Consider the following 16,613-nt stretch of genomic DNA (forward strand, 5'->3'; position numbering starts at 1 on the left):
CTCGTTGATCGTCTTCACGCCACGCAAGGCCTCCAAACCCACCTTCGCCTTGAACTCCGGACTGGGAACCTTCCGCTTCTTTGCTTCGCCCATTACCGCATCCCTTATGACAGCGCACAGCTTAAACCGCTGTCTCGAAAACGGGGACCACTATCGTCAATCAGCGAACGTCAGCCGAAACGCCCGGTGATGTAGTCTTCGGTCTGCTTGTGCCTGGGCTTGATGAAGATCTGATCGGTAACGCCGTACTCGACCATCTCGCCCAGGTACATGTAGGCCGTGTAGTCCGAAATGCGCGCCGCTTGCTGCATGTTGTGGGTAACGATTGCAATCGTGAACTCGGCCTTCAATTCTGAAATAAGTTCTTCGATACTCGCGGTCGAGATCGGGTCGAGCGCCGAGGTCGGTTCATCAAGCAGGAGTACTTCCGGCTTGACGGCAATGCCGCGGGCGATGCACAGCCGCTGTTGCTGACCACCGGAGAGGCTCATGCCGCTCTGGTGAAGTTTGTCCTTCGTCTCTGACCAGAGTGCCGCTTTTCTCAGCGCCCACTCGACGCGCTCTTCCATTTCACGTTTGCGCAGCCGCTCGTTCAGTTGCACGCCGAAGGCGATGTTGTCGTAAATCGACATCGGAAACGGCGTCGGCTTCTGGAAGACCATGCCGACCTTGGCGCGCAGCGCGTTGACGTCCACGTTGCGGTCGAAGATGTTCTGCCCGTCGAGCACCAGCTCACCGGTGGCTCGCTGCTCCGGATACAGGTCGTACATCCGGTTCATGGTGCGCAACAAGGTCGATTTGCCGCAGCCCGACGGGCCGATGAAGGCGGTGACGCGGCGCTTGTAGATTTCCAGGTTGATCGACTTCAGCGCGTGGTACTTGCCGTAGTAGAAATCGACATTCCTGAAAGCCATCTGCACATCAAGGCGCGAGTTTTCGTCAGTCATGGCGGGCGATTGATTTGTCTTGTTCATCGTTTGAATCGCTTCACAATTAGTGCTTGGCGCGAAAAAGTACGCGAGCAAGGATATTCAGGCCCAGCACGCCGAGCGTGATCAGGAATACGGCGGCCCAGGCGAGTTCCTGCCAATCCTTGAAAGGACTCATCGCGAACTTGAAAATGGTCATTGGCAGATTCGCCATCGGCTTGTCAAGGTCAAGGCTCCAGAACTGGTTCGATAGCGTGGTGAAGAGCAATGGCGCGGTCTCTCCCGAAATCCGGGCCACGGCGAGCAGGATGCCTGTAATCACACCGCCCATCGATGACTTGAGCGCGACTCGCATGATGACCGCGTGCTTCGGCGCTCCGAGCGCAAAGGCGGCCTCGCGCAGCGAATCGGGCACAAGCCTGAGCATGTTCTCGGTGGTCGAGAGAACGACCGGAATGACCATCAGCGCCAAGGCGATGACGCCCGAGAAGCCCGAGAAGTGCCCGGTTCTTTCGACATAGAACGCATAGACAAAGAGGCCAATCACGATCGACGGCGCCGATAACAGAATGCCGTTGATGAAGCGCGTGGTGCGTCCAAGCCAGGTTCGCTGACCGTACTCGGCGAGATAGACGCCGGCGAGGATTCCGATCGGCGTACCGACCAGCGTCGCCAACCCGACCAGCACCAGACTGCCGGAGATCGCGTTCGCCAGGCCACCACCCGGGGTATTCGGCGGTGGCGTCATCTGGGTGAACAGATCGAGCGACATCCCGGAAATGCCAAGCTGCAGGGTCGTAAACAAGATCCAGATGAGCCAGAACAAACCGGAAGCCATCGCGAGCATGGACAAGGTCAAGGCGACCTTGTTGTAGAGCTGTCGTTTTTTAAGTAGATCCATGGCGGCCTCAGGACTTTTTCCCTTCCTGCTTCGCCAGGCGCAGCAGGAGCAGTCTGGAAAAAACCAGCACGATCAGGGTAATGAGGAAAAGTATCAGCCCCAGTTCAATCAGCGACGCGGTGTAGACGCCCGGCGACGCCTCGCCAAATTCGTTGGCCAGGGTCGAGGTGATGCTGTTGCCCGGCGCAAAGAGCGAGATGTTGGACAGGGAACTGCTGTTGCCGATGACGAACGTCACGGCCATGGTTTCGCCCAGCGCGCGCCCGAGGCCGAGCATGATGCCGCCGATAACGCCAATCTTCGTATAGGGCAGCACGATGCTCCAGACGACCTCCCAGGTCGTCGCCCCGAGGCCGTAAGCCGACTCCTTGAGCATCGGCGGTGTCACTTCGAAGACGTCGCGCATTACCGAGGCGATGAACGGAATGATCATGATGGCCAGAACGATGCCGGCGGTGAGAATGCCGATGCCAAGCGGCGCACCGGCAAACAGACTTCCGACCAGCGGCAGTTTGCCCACCGTGCTGGAAAGCAGCGGTTGCACGTATTTCGAGAAGATCGGCACGAATACCATCAGGCCCCACATGCCGTAGACGATGGACGGGATCGCCGCGAGCAGTTCGATGGCGGTGCCCAGCGGCCGGCGAAGCCAGACGGGCGACAACTCGGTGAGGAACAACGCGATCCCGAAGCTCACCGGCACGGCGATGATGAGCGCGATCAGCGAAGTAACGATCGTTCCGTAGATGGGGATCAGCGCGCCGAACTCCTCGGCCGGCGGATTCCAGTCGCGCGTCCAGAGGAAGCGAAGGCCAAACTTCTCGATCGCCGGCCAGGAGCCAACGACCAGGGAAATGATGATGCCCGCCAGCACCAGCAAGGTCAGTGCCGCAAAGGCGCGGGTGAGGTTGAAGAAGAACCAGTCACCAAACTTGCGACTGACGCCAGATCCGGCAGCAGCGGAATTTCGTGTCGTACTCATTAAGGGATCGGCAAGGAAATGTTGCAATAAGGTTGAGCCACTCTCGAGTGGCTCAGCCAATTACGTTTTCAGCGATTACTTTCCGCTGGAGAAAACGGGCTTGCCGCTGGAGTCCTTGATTTGCGACCAGGAAGCGGAGATCAGCTTGATCAGGCGCTCCGGCAAGGCGACGTAGTCTAGCTCCTCGGCCATCTTGCCGCCATTTTTGTACGACCATTCGAAGAACTTGAGCGCTTCGGCCGCTTGTGCGGGCTTGTCTTCAACCTTATGCATCAGGATGAACGTAGCCCCGGTGATCGGCCAAGCGTCCTTGCCGGCCTGCTCGGTCAGGATCTCGGCGAATGCCGATTTGGTCCAGTCGGCATCAGCGGCCGCTGCCTTGAAAGCCTGGTCATCCGGCGCGACGAAGTTGCCCGCGGCATTTTTCAGGAGTACGTGGGTCAGCTTGTTCTGCTTGGCGTAGGCGTATTCGACATAGCCGATCGAGCCGGGCAAGCGCTGCACGAAGGCCGAAACGCCCTCGTTGCCCTTGCCGCCAAGTCCGGCAGGCCATTGCACGGCCGTGCCCTCGCCGACCTTCTGCTTCCAGTCCGCACTGACCTTGGACAGGTAGTTGCTGAAAATGAAGGTGGTGCCGGAACCGTCGGCACGACGAACGACGCCGATGTCCTGTTCAGGCAACTTGATGTTCGGGTTCAACTCGGCGATCGCCTTGTCGTTCCACTTGAGGATCTTGCCCATGTAGATGTCGGCCAGGACGGGACCCGTCAGTTTCAGTTCGCCCGGCTTGACGTCGGCGAGGTTAACCACCGGCACGACACCGCCGATGACGGTCGGAAACTGGACCAGACCGTCCTTCTCCAGGACTTCAGGCTTCAACGGCATGTCGGAGGCGCCGAAATCGACCGTCCTGGCCGTGATCTGCTTGATACCGCCGCCAGAACCGATCGACTGGTAGTTGACGCGGTTGTTGGTCGCCTTCTGGTAAGCATCGGCCCACTTGGCGTAGATCGGCGCCGGGAACGAAGCGCCCGCGCCGGTGATTTCGGCGGCTTGTACGGAAAGGGAGACAGAAGCTGCCATGACGGAAAGTGCAAGCCACTTGATCGATTTCATATGTTGTTCTCCTGAATGAAACTGTCTGATTACTGAGTGTTTCAAGCTTAGTGGGCGATTGTTACATCTGCGTTACAGAACAAAACCAGTGGAGCTCGAAGGCAGCTATACCTGTCGGATATACGCCACAGCGTTCCGTGCAAGTTTCAGGCTTTGACGATATTGGTCACCTCACCCCGCTGCAGCGCTTCATCCTAAAAACCTCACTTGACGACTCGCAAAATAGCCGGAATTGAGACAGTCTGCGGATTCCGGACAAGATGAAGGAGTCAGCCGGGATTGCTGAAGATTCTCGACGAGTTGCCTGCACACAGGAAACCCAAACTGGTGCGCGGGGACAATGCGTTTGACAACGATCCCTCGATGACGGCGCTCGAAGAGTGCGGTCAGCCCCGACTTTGACACCGCCAAGTAACACACCTGTCGGGAAGCTGCATGGCGCAAGGCTTTGGGCGAAGTTGCAAAAATGGGTGTGTATCTAGGCGAAGAAGGTGCTCAATCCAGATTCAGGATCGGCTTGGGCGGCTTTATTTTCAATGCTTTCAATCGGTTAGATGCCGAAGGTGACGGCTCGGTGACCTGCCAGACGCGGCCGTTGGGGCTGGACAATAGCGCCCGTTGAACCTGTTTGAGGTCGTCGCGGATATTGCGCCATGTATCCTGACACGCGTACTCGGCGGTTCGCTCCAGCAGCAGGGACAGGACGGTGATGGCGATGTGGGCGTGAATGCGATGCGGCGCCCAGTGGAACACCGGGCGCATCTTCAGTCCGCTCTTCATCGTCCGCCAGGCTTCTTCCACGCGCTGCTGCTGTTTGTAGCCCAGCGCCATGTCTTCGGCCGTCAGGGTGACCGCCATACCAACGACGATCTGGGGCGCATCACCGCGACCGTTCTTGCTGTGCCCCCGCTGACGCGGCGCAGCGTAGGTCTTGTGGCCGGAAACTTCGCTGCCCCGGACGTTTCCGTTCTTGTCGCCCGTGTCTTCGTCGTCAATCTCGAAGTGCAGCGAGGTGGTGTCGTAGAAGACCACGTCTACGTCGAGATTAAGCAAGTCGGCCACCCGGTGGAAGATGGCGGCTTCGATGGCGTCCTTGTTCGCTTCCAGAAAATCCATGGCGCGGTAGAGCTGGTGCAGCTTCAGTTCTTGCGTTCCGTCGATATGCGCGTCTTCCTTGAGCCACTGCTCATGGCAGTAGAGTTTCGAGGCGGGGCACAGGCGCGATTGGCCACCAGCGCGAACAGGGCGCGTTCGACGTCGAAGCCGAAATGTCGCGTGCCGGCTTGTTGCCGCACAATGGCGTCGATGCCCAACTGTTTCCAGAGGGTTTCGAGGACGTAAACGTCGCCATAGGGCCAGGCGCAGATCAGCCGCCAGTCGCCACCGGCGCCAACGATCTCCTCCGGCGAGCAGCGGCGCAGGATGCTCTTGGCCAGTCGGCGCAGCCGTTCAACAACGTCCGGATCGTCGGCGCGACCGCAGTTATGCACGATGCTCGCTTGCGACCGTCCCTTGGTGGCATCCCAGACATTCTCCGCCAGTTGCAGGTAGGTCACGACACTGCCATCCGCACGTCGTTGTTTGCTCTCGCGTAGGTACATGAGCCCTATCGTAGCGGCCTCCTCGCGAGAAAATCAACAATCCATGTATCCAGGCGTTTTGCGGCTTGCTCCCCGAAAACCCGCACCGTTGCTAGAGGTCACCCAAATATGTGCCTCGAAAGTGTCAAAGTCGGGTCAGGCGAGTAGAGGACTTTCACCTCCAAGTGAGTGCGCCCTGCCGGGCGCACTAAAAGAAGTGGCCGGCGTTTCCGCCGGCCACTTCACTTTACGTCGAGCGCCGAGCCGGCGCCCCCAAGCTACTGTTACAACCTAGCCTTCGATACGCATGCCGTAGAAGCTGCGATAGACAAAGAACAGGTTCAACGCCATGAACACCGCTGCCAGCGCCCATGCAAGACCCTGTTGCCCTTGGGCGACAAAGCCAACAGCCATTTCAACCGCCAACAAACCAAACAGCGTGGTGAACTTGATGATCGGGTTCATAGCGACCGACGACGTATCCTTGAACGGATCGCCAACGGTGTCACCAACAACCGCCGCTGCGTGCAATTCCGTACCCTTGGCACGCAATTCCGTCTCGACGATCTTCTTCGCGTTGTCCCATGCACCACCGGCATTCGCCATGAAGACAGCCTGATAAAGGCCGACGATCGCTAGCGAGATCAGGTAGCCAATGAAGAAGAACGGCTCGATGAACGCGCAGGCCAGCGTACCGAAGAACACAGCCATGAAGATGTTGAACATGCCCTTCTGTGCGTATTGCGTACAGATGGCCACAACGCGCTTGCTGTCGGCGACGTTGGCCTTGGTCGAGCCTTCATCGAGTCGCATGTTGTTCTTGATAAACTCGACAGCACGATAGGCACCGGTCGAAACAGCCTGGGTCGAAGCGCCCGAGAACCAGAAGATCGTCGCGCCGCCGGTGATCAGACCGAGCAGGAACGGCGGGTGCAGCATCGACAGATGGCTGACGTTGTCAACCAGACCGTTGGTCAGGAGCATGATGATCGAGAAGACCATGGTCGCCGCACCGACAACCGCCGTACCGATCAACACCGGTTTTGCCGTTGCCTTGAAGGTGTTGCCAGCGCCATCGTTTTCTTCGAGCAGTTCCTTGGCTTTTTCAAAGTTAACCTTGATACCAAAGGTGTCCTTAATCTCGCGTTCGATGCCAGGGATCTGTTCGATCGTCGACAGTTCGTAAACCGACTGGGCGTTGTCCGTCACCGGGCCATAGCTGTCAACCGCGATCGTCACCGGGCCCATGCCGAGGAAGCCGAAAGCCACCAGGCCGAACGAGAAGACCGCCGCCATGATGCCGGCCTTGGCCGCATCCGGGTTGATCACCTGCGCCAACTCACCTTGCGAAACAAGATAAGCACCGGCCATCAGCAAAACGATCACCAAGCCCATCCAGAAGGCCGAGAAGTTACCCGCCGTCAGACCGGCAAGAATGTTCAGGCTCGCACCACCTTCACGGGAAGCCGTAACGACTTCCTTGACGTGGCGGGAATTGGTCGATGTGAAGACCTTAACGACTTCCGGGATGATCGCGCCGGCGAGCGTGCCGAAGGTGATGATCAGCGAAAGCTGCCACCAGAGGTTCGCGTACACGGTGCCCCCAATCGCGATGTTACCGATCAGCAACTTCGAAACGATGAACGTGAACACCAGCGAGACGATCGACGTCACCCAGACCAGCGATGTCAGCGGTGCTTCGAAGTCGAACCGGGCGGCGTTTCCGTACTTGCCCTTCATGACCATTTCGTTGCCGATGTAGGAAACACCGGAGGCGATGATCATCATGACGCGCATGACGAAGATCCAGACCAGCAGCTGAACTTGAACGGCAGCTTCCGGAACAGCCAGCAGGATGAAGCTGACCAGCGCAACGCCGGTCACGCCGTAGGTTTCGAAACCATCAGCCGTCGGGCCAACCGAGTCGCCGGCATTGTCACCGGTGCAGTCAGCGATAACGCCAGGGTTACGGGGATCATCTTCCTTGACCTTGAAGACGATCTTCATCAGATCGGAACCGATGTCGGCAATCTTGGTGAAGATGCCGCCGGCGATACGCAGTGCGGAAGCTCCAAGCGACTCACCGATCGCGAAACCGATAAAGCACTTACCGGCGAGTTCAGGCGAAACGAACAGCAGGATGCCAAGCATCATCAACAGTTCGGTCGAAATCAGCATCATGCCAACCGAGATACCCGACTTCATCGGGATCGAATATACCGGGTAAGCCTTGCCTTCAAGCGAGGCAAAGGCGGCACGGCTGTTAGCCAGCGTGTTGATCCGAATACCGAACCAGGCAACACCAAATGAACCCGCGATACCGATCAGGGAGAAGACCAGAATCAGCGCGACCTCCGACGCGACCATGTGCTGAACCCAGCCAAAGTACGCAACGATGATTACGCCGATGAATACCTCGAGCAGCAGGATGAACTTGCCCTGCGTCACCATGTACGTCTTGCAGGTTTCGTAGATCAGTTCGCTGACTTCCGCCATCGAGCGATGCACCGGCATTGCCTTGATCTGGCCATAGACGATTGCGCCAAACGCCAGACCGGCGATGCAGACGATGAGTCCATAAGCAAGCAACTGCCACCCGGTCATGCCGCCCAGAAAACTCGCCAACGCAGCGTCGCCGAGATTGGGCAGTACCAGGTTTGCTTCTGAACTAGCATGCGAGAGTTGCGCTGCCGAACCAAGCAGCAAGCCAAGTATGAGGCGGTTCAGTTTCAATGTCATGACTTTCCCTTTGTTGGTGTTCCCGGCGGTAAGACCGGTGACAAATGCGAGGAGGAGTTGAAACGAAAGCGGCGCAAGTCGCGTTTTTTTCGCGTCTTGGCCTACTTTAAGTCTACACCCGAGGGGGAATTCACACAATCACCGGGGAACCAAACCCGCCCGACATGGTCGCGGATATGTCGGACGGCTTGCACATTGCGTGTACGAACACTCACAGCGGCCCAAATCGTCGACAAGGGCCATTTTTTCACAAACCGATCTGCCGTTCACATCACTCAGTGAATCAACACACCCTCTCCGCCACCCAACACCTTCAACGCAATTGACTGCCCCACTTCAGCCCCAAGGCGCTTGGCGAAACGCTCGGCAATATTTTCCTTGATCGAATAGTCGAGGACTTTTTCGACCTTGATCAAATCCCTGGCTACCGAGTCGACCGTCCCGTATCCGTCAGCCAGTCCCATCGCTACACTTTGGCTACCCGTCCACATGAGCCCGGAGAACATCTCCGGCGTCTCTTTCAGGCGCTTTCCGCGCCCTTGGCGGACGACATCAATAAACTGCTGATGGATCTCGCTCAACAACAGCTGTGCGTGCTCCTTCTGCTTTTCGTCTTGCGGCGAAAATGGATCCAAAAATCCCTTGTTGTTGCCTGCAGTCAATAACCTGCGCTCGACACCAAGCCGTTCCATCGTGCCCGTAAAGCCAAAACCATCCATCAGCACGCCAATCGATCCGACAACACTCGCTTTATCCACGAATATCCTGTCCGCTGCCGAAGCGATGTAATAGCCGCCGGAGGCGCACAGATCCTCGACGACAACGTACAAGGCGATATCCGGGTACTTGGCACGCAGACGGCGAATCTCGTCGTAAACGATACCCGACTGAACCGGACTCCCCCCCGGGCTGTTGATGCGCAGAATCACACCCGCTGTTCTTTTATCTTCAAAAGCCGACTGCAAGGCGCCGTTGATCTTCTCAGCCGTAGCATCACCCGTCGAATTGATCACCCCGCGCACGTTGACAAGAGCCGTGTGCTTCCCATCCGCCAGTTTCTCCGACCCCACCTCCCAATCGACGAGCAAGACAAGCCCTGCGATCAGATAGGCAAGAACTGCCAACTTGAAGAAAATCCCCCATCGGCGCCTTGCCCTTTGCTCCTTGATGGACGCGAAGGCGATTTTCTCCAGGAGTCTTCGCTCCCAGTTCGGATTGGTTTCAGGGGTATCCAAGGCGATTACTCAGGCAATAAAATGAATCTAACTATTTCGACGGAAGGCGGATTCGCCTGTTCAGAGTATAGCGTGCAAGACAGGCGACTTTCCCACACGATGCCACGCCACACGTTCAGGCGTTTTTGCACAACCACTCACCCAGCTCCTTGACCGAATGCAGTCGGGCGAGCGGACTCATAGAATCAAGAAGATCGGCTGGATGCGCACCGTAGGCGACAGCCAAGGCGGATACACCGGCGTTTGAGGCCATCTGCAAATCGTGCGTCGTGTCTCCGATCATCAGCGCGCGCTCTGGAGGAAGAAAGAACTCCGACAACAGCTCCTCCAACATTTGCGGATGCGGCTTTGAATGACACTCATCAGCACAACGCGTCGCCGAAAAAAACTTCGCCAATCCGCTCCGCGCCATGGAACGACCAAGCCCCACCCTGCTTTTTCCGGTCGCGACAGCCAGGTGAAACCCGGCAGTATGCAACCCGGAAACCAGATCAAAGACGCCGGAAAAGAGATCAAGCTCATGGTCACGAGACAAATAGTGATACCGGTAACGCTCGATCATCTGCGGAAACCGTTCTTCCGTCAGCGTCGGAACGGCGTAACGCAGCGCGTCGGCAAGTCCAAGGCCGATCACGTGAGATGCCCGGGCATTGGAAGGCTCCGGCAAACCAAGATCACGACACGCCGCCTGAATGGCGAAAACGATCGCGCCAGTCGAATCCAGCAGCGTCCCATCCCAGTCAAACACCAGGAGATCGAAATTCTTGCCCATAATCCTGTGATTCACTGTTCGATATCTGGAGGACGAAACTCTCCAGGGCTGTCGGCAACGGCGCTTCCAGTTGCATCTCATCGCCACTCAGTGGATGAGAGAAGCGAATTTTCCACGCGTGCAAGAACATTCGTTTCAGCCCCGCCTTTTGCAGTTTGCGGTTGAGCGCAAAGTCACCGTATTTTTCGTCCCCCGCGATCGGATAACCCAGGTGAGCGAGATGAACGCGTATCTGATGGGTACGCCCCGTCTTAAGTTCCGCTTCTAGCAGACTGAAGTTTTGCCAACGCCCAAGGAGCCGAAAAACGGTATGCGATGCCTTGCCGTCGTCGGCGACACGAACCCGGCGCTCTCCGGATTCAAGCAGATACTTGTGCAACGGCAGTTTTACGTGCCGCAGCACGTCCATCCACCGCCCCTTGACCAGCACGAGATAGCGCTTGTCGGTCGTTCGCGCACCACCGCCAAGAGCACCTTCCCGAAACATGTCGTGCAACGCGGTCAAGGCACTTCGTTTCTTGGCAACCAATAATATTCCCGAAGTCTCCCGATCCAGCCGGTGCGCCAATTCAAGAAATCGCGATTGCGGACGCTGTCGACGCAGCGCTTCGATCACGCCAAAACTGACACCACTCCCGCCGTGGACGGCGATCCCCGCGGGTTTATCCACAACCAGTAACGCGTCGTCTTCGTAAATGATCGGCAATGCTGTATTGAACTCGGCGCCAGCCACGATTTCTTCCGCGCGATGCGCAATATGGATAGGCGGAATGCGCAAAACATCACCGGTCTGAAGGCGATATGACGCATCAACACGTTTGCTGTTAACCCGGATTTCGCCACTTCGGACAATACGGTAGACGTGGCTCTTGGGCACCCCCTTGCATACTTTCAGGAGAAAGTTATCGATGCGCTGTCCATGGTCATCTTCGGAAACAATGGCCTGTGTTACGGATTTTTTGCTAACTTCAGCCATTTTGAAATATACTGAATTCGATTTGCGTCTCTGTCTGAAAGAGGCGCTGACCCGTGAGACCGTCGAGCGGCGCCGATTCATTTGTAATTGCGACGCACTTTCCGGCAGGCATCAGTTGCATCGCTTGCACCAACCTGTGCAAGATCAAACAAGTGCAAATCACCTGGTTAAGTACGCTCACCAAAAGTAGCGATACTACTTGATTTGCGCGCGCCTAGCACCTCAGGATCGCCCCAAGCAGATTCACGGACCTTGAGTTTTCAAGGTTTAGAGAAGATTTATCAGCGAAGACATCCCCATTTAGTTGCCTTGACGGAATGCCCATGAAGCACACCTCCCACAACTAATTCGTCGCTGCCTGCACGAGGCGCTCCCCTGTATTTGCGCGTGGGAGCCCATTTATGAAACGCATGCTTTTTAACGCGACACAGGCCGAGGAACTCCGTGTCGCCATTGTTGATGGCCAGAAACTCGTTGACCTCGACATTGAATCGGCCGCCAAGGAACAGAAGAAAAGCAACATTTACAAAGCCGTAATCACGCGCATCGAGCCCAGCCTTGAAGCCGCATTTGTCGATTACGGTGCTGAGCGCCATGGTTTCCTTCCGTTCAAGGAAATTTCCCGAATCTACTTTCAGCCGGGCGTCGAGGCCAATCGCGCCACGATCAAGGAGGCCTTGCGTGAAGGCCAGGAACTGATTGTCCAGGTCGACAAGGATGAACGCGGCAACAAGGGTGCCGCCCTGACCACATTTGTCAGCCTCGCTGGCCGCTATCTCGTTCTGATGCCGAACAATCCGCGCGGCGGCGGTGTTTCGCGCCGTGTCGAAGGTGACGAGCGTGCCGAGTTGCGCGACGTGATGGATCAGTTGCAGGTTCCTCAGGGTATGAGTCTGATCGCCCGCACTGCGGCGATCGGTCGTTCGGCCGAAGAACTACAATGGGACTTGAACTACCTGATGCAGCTCTGGAAAGCCATCGAAGGTGCGGCCAACCAGCAAAAGGGCGCCTTCCTGATCTATCAGGAAGGCAGCTTGGTCATTCGTGCAATCCGCGATTACTTCCAGCCAGATATTGGCGAAATCCTGATCGACACCGACGACGTTTACGAACAGGCGCGCCAGTTCATGGCGCACGTGATGCCGGCGACGGTCAACCGGATCAAGCGTTATCGGGACGACGTTCCGCTCTTCTCGCGTTTCCAGATCGAGCACCAGATCGAGTCGGCGTACTCGCGGCAAGTCAACCTGCCGTCGGGTGGCGCCATCGTCATCGACCATACCGAAGCGCTGGTCTCGGTCGACGTCAACTCGGGTCGCTCGACGCGCGGTGCCGACATTGAAGAAACCGCGTTCAAGACGAACCTCGAAGCGGCCGAGGAAGTTGCGCGCCAGTTGCGCCTGCGCGACCTGGGCGGTTTGATCATCATCGACTTCATCGACATGGAAAACCAGCGCAATCAGCGCGAGGTTGAGAACCGCATGCGTGACGGACTGCGCCTCGACCGCGCGCGCGTGCAGACTGGCAAGATCAGCCGCTTTGGCTTGATGGAATTGTCCCGCCAGCGCCTGCGCCCTGCCCTGGCCGAGACGAGCTACATCCCCTGCCCGCGCTGCTCCGGGACTGGCCACATCCGCAGCGCCGAATCGGCGGCGCTGCACATTCTGCGCATCCTCGAAGAGGAAGCCATGAAGGACAACACAGCGGCCGTCCATACGCAGGTGCCCGTGGATGTCGCCACCTTCCTGCTCAACGAGAAACGCCAGGATATTCAGGCGATCGAGTTGCGCCACAAGGTCAGCGTCCTGTTGATTCCTAACATCCATCTCGAGACACCGCAGCACAGTATCGTCCGCCTGCGTCACGACGAGCTCAATCAGGATGACCTGCAGCAACCATCATACAAGATGGTCGACGTGCCGTCGGAAGAGAACAACAAGCAAGCGGCTGCGGCACACGAAACACGCGCTCCGCGCCAAGAGGCTGCGATCAAGGGAATCACGCCATCGCAACCCGCTCCGATCGTTCCGGAAAAAACGAAAGAGCCTGAAGAGAAAGCCGAGAAGGGATTCTTTGCCAAGATTCTTTCCTGGTTCCGCAAGGAACCCGAACCCGTCGCCGCGCCAAAACCCGAACGCAAGCCGAGAAGCAACTCGCAGCGCGACGGCAAACGCGGTGGGAGGAACAGCAACCGCCGTGACGAGGAGCGGGAAGGACGCGAGCCCCGCCCGAACCGCGAGCCGAAGGAAGCTCGTCCGACCCAGGCACCGGCACGCGAAGAGAATCAGAAGCCGCGCGAGCCAAAGGAGGCACGCGAACCACGCCGCCAGCGCGAGCCACGCCCTGAGAAGAAGGAGTCTCAGAGCCCGGTTGTCGCCGAGGTCAAGGAAGTGCTGCCGGAGACCGTCGGTGCCGAAGACAAGGCCCCGAGTGGCGATGGCGGCAACGGCGCTGCTCGTCGCCGCGGTCGTCGCGGCGGTCGTCGCGAACGGGGTGAGCGCACAGAGAACCGGGTTGGAACGCAATCGTCCGAAATAGCGGAAAGCACAGAGGTGGTTGTCGCCGCCAGTGCCATAGGCGCCGACGTGACCGCTACCGAGAATCCTGCGGCCGAAAGCCTGGCACCGGTTGAAACTGCCGTTGAAACGGCTATCGCCCCGATTGCTGGCGACGAAACGAAGCAGGAAGCATTACCTGCAAGCGAGTCCGAAATCTCGGTCGAAACCCCGGTCGTCAGCGCAGTTCCCGCAGCGCAAGAATCACCTGTCGCGCTTGCAACGACAGAAACACCGGTAGCAAGCGTAACAACCCTCATCGAAGAACAGGCCGCCACCGTCGCTGCGAGTGACGAGGCCATCGTCGCCAACGTCGAGGAAACGGTTTCGACCGAGGAGACGGCGGCTCCGATCGAAGTCGCCGCGACCACACCCTCCGAGATTTCTCAACTCGTACCAGCACCGGTTAATCTCGAAACCACGCTGCAATCGAGCGGACTGGTCATGGTTGAAACCAGCGGCGATAAGATCAAGGCGTGGCAACCCGAGGAAGAGACTGCCGTACCGGCGCCCCCCAAGCCACGGCGGCGGCGTCCGCAAGTCGTTTCGACCAGCGACGAGCCGTTGGTGATGGTGGAAACCAGCAAGTAACACCGGTCGAGACATTACGGCTGTAAGCAGTGACTGAGGGCGCGCAAGCGCCCTCAGTCTTTATATCGTTTCGCCACCGGAGATCAGGCTTCGCTGTCGTGCTTCGCAACGCCGAACAGTTGTTCCTTCAGCTTGAAAAGCTCATCACGCGCGACAGCTGCCTTCTCAAACTCGAGATTGCGCGCGTGATCGGCCATTTCCTTTTCCAGACGTTTGATTTCCCGAGTCAATGCCTTTTCACTCATCGCCTCGTAGCCTGCCTTCTGCTGCGCAACCTTGTGTTCCCGTTGAGCTGTTTCGGCATCGTAGACGCCATCGATGATGTCCTTGATTCGTTTGGTCACGCCTTTCGGGACAACGCCGTTCTCCTCGTTGAAGTGAATCTGCTTGGTCCTCCGCCGCTCGGTCTCGGAAATCGCACGCTGCATTGATCCGGTGACGCGATCCCCATAGAGAATCGCGGTACCGTTGAGGTGCCGAGCGGCACGTCCGACCGTCTGGATCAGCGAGCGCTCTGAGCGCAGGAAACCCTCCTTGTCCGCGTCAAGGATCGCGACCAGCGACACCTCGGGAATGTCGAGCCCTTCACGCAGGAGGTTAATGCCGACCAGAACGTCGAACTCGCCCAGGCGAAGGTCGCGAATGATTTCGACGCGCTCAACCGTATCGATATCGGAATGAAGGTAACGCACGCGGATTCCGTTCTCGCCAAGGTACTCGGTCAGTTCCTCCGACATCCGCTTGGTCAAGGTGGTCACCAGCACACGTTCGTTCCGAGCGACGCGCGATCTGATTTCCGACAACAGATCATCGACCTGCGTCGCTGCCGGACGCACGATGATCGTGGGATCGACGAGTCCGGTCGGACGCACGACCTGCTCGACGACTTGCCCCTGGTGTTCGTTTTCATAGTCGCCCGGCGTCGCCGAGACGAAGATCGTCTGGCGCAACAGAAGCTCGTATTCCTCGAACTTGAGTGGACGGTTGTCGAGCGCCGACGGCAGACGGAAACCATAGTTAACGAGGTTTTCCTTGCGCGAACGGTCGCCCTTGTACATGCCGCCAACCTGCGAGATCGCCACGTGCGACTCGTCGATGAACATCAAGGCATCGGCCGGCAAGTAATCGATCAGCGTCGGCGGCGGCTCCCCGGCCAAGCGTCCGGAAAGATGCCGCGAGTAGTTTTCGATGCCCTTGCAGAAACCCAACTGGTCGAGCATTTCGAGGTCGAAGCGGGTCCGTTGCTCGATGCGCAGGCTTTCGACAAGCCGCCCTTCACGGTTGAAGAACTCGATGCGGTCGCGCAATTCGTCCTTGATCGCCTCGATCGCGCGCAACACCGTCGCACGCGGCGTCACGTAGTGCGACGAGGGGAACACCGTGTATCGGATCACCTTCGCCTGCAGATGGCCGGTCAGCGGATCAAAGAGCTGCAGGCCGTCGATTTCGTCGTCGAACAAGGAAATCCGGATCGCGTTCTCGGCGTTTTCCGCGGGAAACACGTCGATGATGTCGCCGCGTACCCGGAACGTGCCGCGCCGGAAATCGGTTTCGTTACGCTCGTATTGCATCTCGGACAAGCGCTTGATGATGTCGCGCTGGCCCATGCGGTCACCGACGCGCATCGTCAGGATCATCTGATGGTATTCGTCGCGGTCGCCGATACCGTAGATGCACGACACCGTCGCCACGATCACGCAATCGCGGCGCTCAAGCAGGCTCTTCGTCGCAGAGAGGCGCATCTGCTCGATGTGTTCGTTGATCGCCGAGTCCTTCTCGATGAACAGATCGCGCGAAGGAACATAGGCTTCCGGCTGGTAGTAGTCGTAGTAGGAGACGAAATACTCGACCGCATTTTCCGGAAAGAACTCGCGGAATTCGGCATACAGCTGCGCGGCGAGCGTCTTGTTCGGCGCGAGGATCAGCGCCGGACGCCCCGTCCGCGCGATGACATTGGCCATCGTGTAGGTCTTTCCCGAACCAGTCACGCCGAGCAATGTCTGAAACGACAATCCGTCCTCAAGGCCTTCCACGAGTCTGGCAATCGCCTCCGGCTGATCGCCCGCCGGCTGAAACGGCTGATGGAGACGGAAGGGACTGCCTTCGAAGGTAACTACTGGAATTGTTTGTGTATTCATCATGCTAGAATTTTACGTGGATTACGTGGAACGGGGCCTTTGGCTCTTGTTCCCGCGACCGAAGGTATCACCGAAACCCTCCGCTTTTTGATCAACCTG

13 protein-coding genes are annotated in these 16,613 nt (G+C 57.9%); 2 read left to right on the forward strand and 11 right to left on the reverse strand.

All coding sequences use genetic code 11. The features are described 5' to 3' along the window. Positions 1-170 precede the first annotated feature (170 nt). The 4 genes from pstB to pstS form a co-directional block, all read right to left on the reverse strand. Complete coding sequence (gene pstB / locus KBA32_RS08155) at positions 171-974, reverse strand: phosphate ABC transporter ATP-binding protein PstB (RefSeq protein WP_367113761.1); 804 nt, start codon at positions 972-974, stop codon at positions 171-173. Positions 975-993: 19 nt separating this feature from the next. After that, positions 994-1,830: a phosphate ABC transporter permease PstA gene (gene pstA / locus KBA32_RS08160; protein WP_294357333.1), complete on the reverse strand. Its 837-nt coding sequence runs from the start codon at positions 1,828-1,830 to the stop codon at positions 994-996. A 7-nt stretch (positions 1,831-1,837) separates the two neighbouring features. Further along, positions 1,838-2,812, reverse strand: coding sequence for a phosphate ABC transporter permease PstC (gene pstC, locus KBA32_RS08165; RefSeq protein WP_294357335.1), 975 nt, complete (start codon positions 2,810-2,812; stop codon positions 1,838-1,840). A gap of 75 nt (positions 2,813-2,887) precedes the next feature. Next, positions 2,888-3,928 carry a phosphate ABC transporter substrate-binding protein PstS gene (pstS, locus tag KBA32_RS08170; protein WP_294357337.1) on the reverse strand — a complete coding sequence of 347 codons (1,041 nt, stop codon included), beginning with the start codon at positions 3,926-3,928 and terminating at the stop codon, positions 2,888-2,890. A 279-nt stretch (positions 3,929-4,207) separates the two neighbouring features. On the opposite strand from pstS, the gene KBA32_RS08175 reads away from it, so the two are divergent. After that, on the forward strand, positions 4,208-4,330 hold the full coding sequence (locus KBA32_RS08175; RefSeq protein ID WP_294357338.1) for a hypothetical protein: 123 nt from the start codon (positions 4,208-4,210) through the stop codon (positions 4,328-4,330). A 93-nt stretch (positions 4,331-4,423) separates the two neighbouring features. On the opposite strand, the gene KBA32_RS08180 is transcribed toward KBA32_RS08175, so the two are convergent. The 6 genes from KBA32_RS08180 to KBA32_RS08205 all read right to left on the reverse strand — a co-directional run bounded on the left by KBA32_RS08180 (position 4,424) and on the right by KBA32_RS08205 (position 11,230). Next, a complete protein-coding gene (locus KBA32_RS08180; protein ID WP_294357340.1) occupies positions 4,424-5,044 on the reverse strand; it encodes a hypothetical protein in 621 nt (206 codons plus the stop codon). A gap of 23 nt (positions 5,045-5,067) precedes the next feature. After that, positions 5,068-5,484 (reverse strand): hypothetical protein, encoded by a 417-nt coding sequence (locus KBA32_RS08185; RefSeq protein WP_294357341.1) that lies wholly within the window; start codon positions 5,482-5,484, stop codon positions 5,068-5,070. A gap of 315 nt (positions 5,485-5,799) precedes the next feature. Then, entirely contained in the window at positions 5,800-8,247 is a 2,448-nt protein-coding gene (locus KBA32_RS08190; protein WP_294357343.1) for a sodium-translocating pyrophosphatase, read from the reverse strand. Positions 8,248-8,522: 275 nt separating this feature from the next. Further along, positions 8,523-9,482, reverse strand: coding sequence for a S49 family peptidase (locus tag KBA32_RS08195; protein WP_294357345.1), 960 nt, complete (start codon positions 9,480-9,482; stop codon positions 8,523-8,525). A 115-nt stretch (positions 9,483-9,597) separates the two neighbouring features. Further along, complete coding sequence (locus KBA32_RS08200) at positions 9,598-10,254, reverse strand: HAD-IA family hydrolase (protein WP_294357347.1); 657 nt, start codon at positions 10,252-10,254, stop codon at positions 9,598-9,600. Beyond that, on the reverse strand, positions 10,223-11,230 hold the full coding sequence (locus KBA32_RS08205) for an RluA family pseudouridine synthase (protein ID WP_294357349.1): 1,008 nt from the start codon (positions 11,228-11,230) through the stop codon (positions 10,223-10,225). Before KBA32_RS08205 ends, KBA32_RS08200 begins: the two co-directional genes overlap by 32 nt. Before the next feature lie 401 nt (positions 11,231-11,631). Here KBA32_RS08205 and KBA32_RS08210 point away from each other — a divergent pair, with 401 nt between their 5' ends. Next, positions 11,632-14,376, forward strand: coding sequence for an Rne/Rng family ribonuclease (locus tag KBA32_RS08210; protein ID WP_294357350.1), 2,745 nt, complete (start codon positions 11,632-11,634; stop codon positions 14,374-14,376). An 83-nt stretch (positions 14,377-14,459) separates the two neighbouring features. Here the strand turns inward: KBA32_RS08210 and uvrB are convergent, their stop codons facing one another. Then, a complete protein-coding gene (gene uvrB, locus KBA32_RS08215) occupies positions 14,460-16,517 on the reverse strand; it encodes an excinuclease ABC subunit UvrB (protein WP_294357352.1) in 2,058 nt (685 codons plus the stop codon). Between the last annotated feature and the right edge of the window lie 96 nt (positions 16,518-16,613).

The sequence above is a fragment of the Propionivibrio sp. genome, assembly GCF_017995515.1.
Lineage (GTDB): Bacteria > Pseudomonadota > Gammaproteobacteria > Burkholderiales > Rhodocyclaceae > Propionivibrio.

Coding starts and splice junctions, on each gene's coding strand:
- pstS (WP_294357337.1), bottom strand. CDS start 3,928: ATGAAATCGATCAAGTGGCTTGCACTTTCCGTCATGGCAGCTTCTGTC.
- pstA (WP_294357333.1), bottom strand. CDS start 1,830: ATGGATCTACTTAAAAAACGACAGCTCTACAACAAGGTCGCCTTGACC.
- pstB (WP_367113761.1), bottom strand. CDS start 974: ATGAACAAGACAAATCAATCGCCCGCCATGACTGACGAAAACTCGCGC.
- KBA32_RS08205 (WP_294357349.1), bottom strand. CDS start 11,230: ATGGCTGAAGTTAGCAAAAAATCCGTAACACAGGCCATTGTTTCCGAA.
- uvrB (WP_294357352.1), bottom strand. CDS start 16,517: ATGATGAATACACAAACAATTCCAGTAGTTACCTTCGAAGGCAGTCCC.
- KBA32_RS08210 (WP_294357350.1), top strand. CDS start 11,632: ATGAAACGCATGCTTTTTAACGCGACACAGGCCGAGGAACTCCGTGTC.
- KBA32_RS08200 (WP_294357347.1), bottom strand. CDS start 10,254: ATGGGCAAGAATTTCGATCTCCTGGTGTTTGACTGGGATGGGACGCTG.
- KBA32_RS08190 (WP_294357343.1), bottom strand. CDS start 8,247: ATGACATTGAAACTGAACCGCCTCATACTTGGCTTGCTGCTTGGTTCG.
- pstC (WP_294357335.1), bottom strand. CDS start 2,812: ATGAGTACGACACGAAATTCCGCTGCTGCCGGATCTGGCGTCAGTCGC.
- KBA32_RS08180 (WP_294357340.1), bottom strand. CDS start 5,044: ATGGATTTTCTGGAAGCGAACAAGGACGCCATCGAAGCCGCCATCTTC.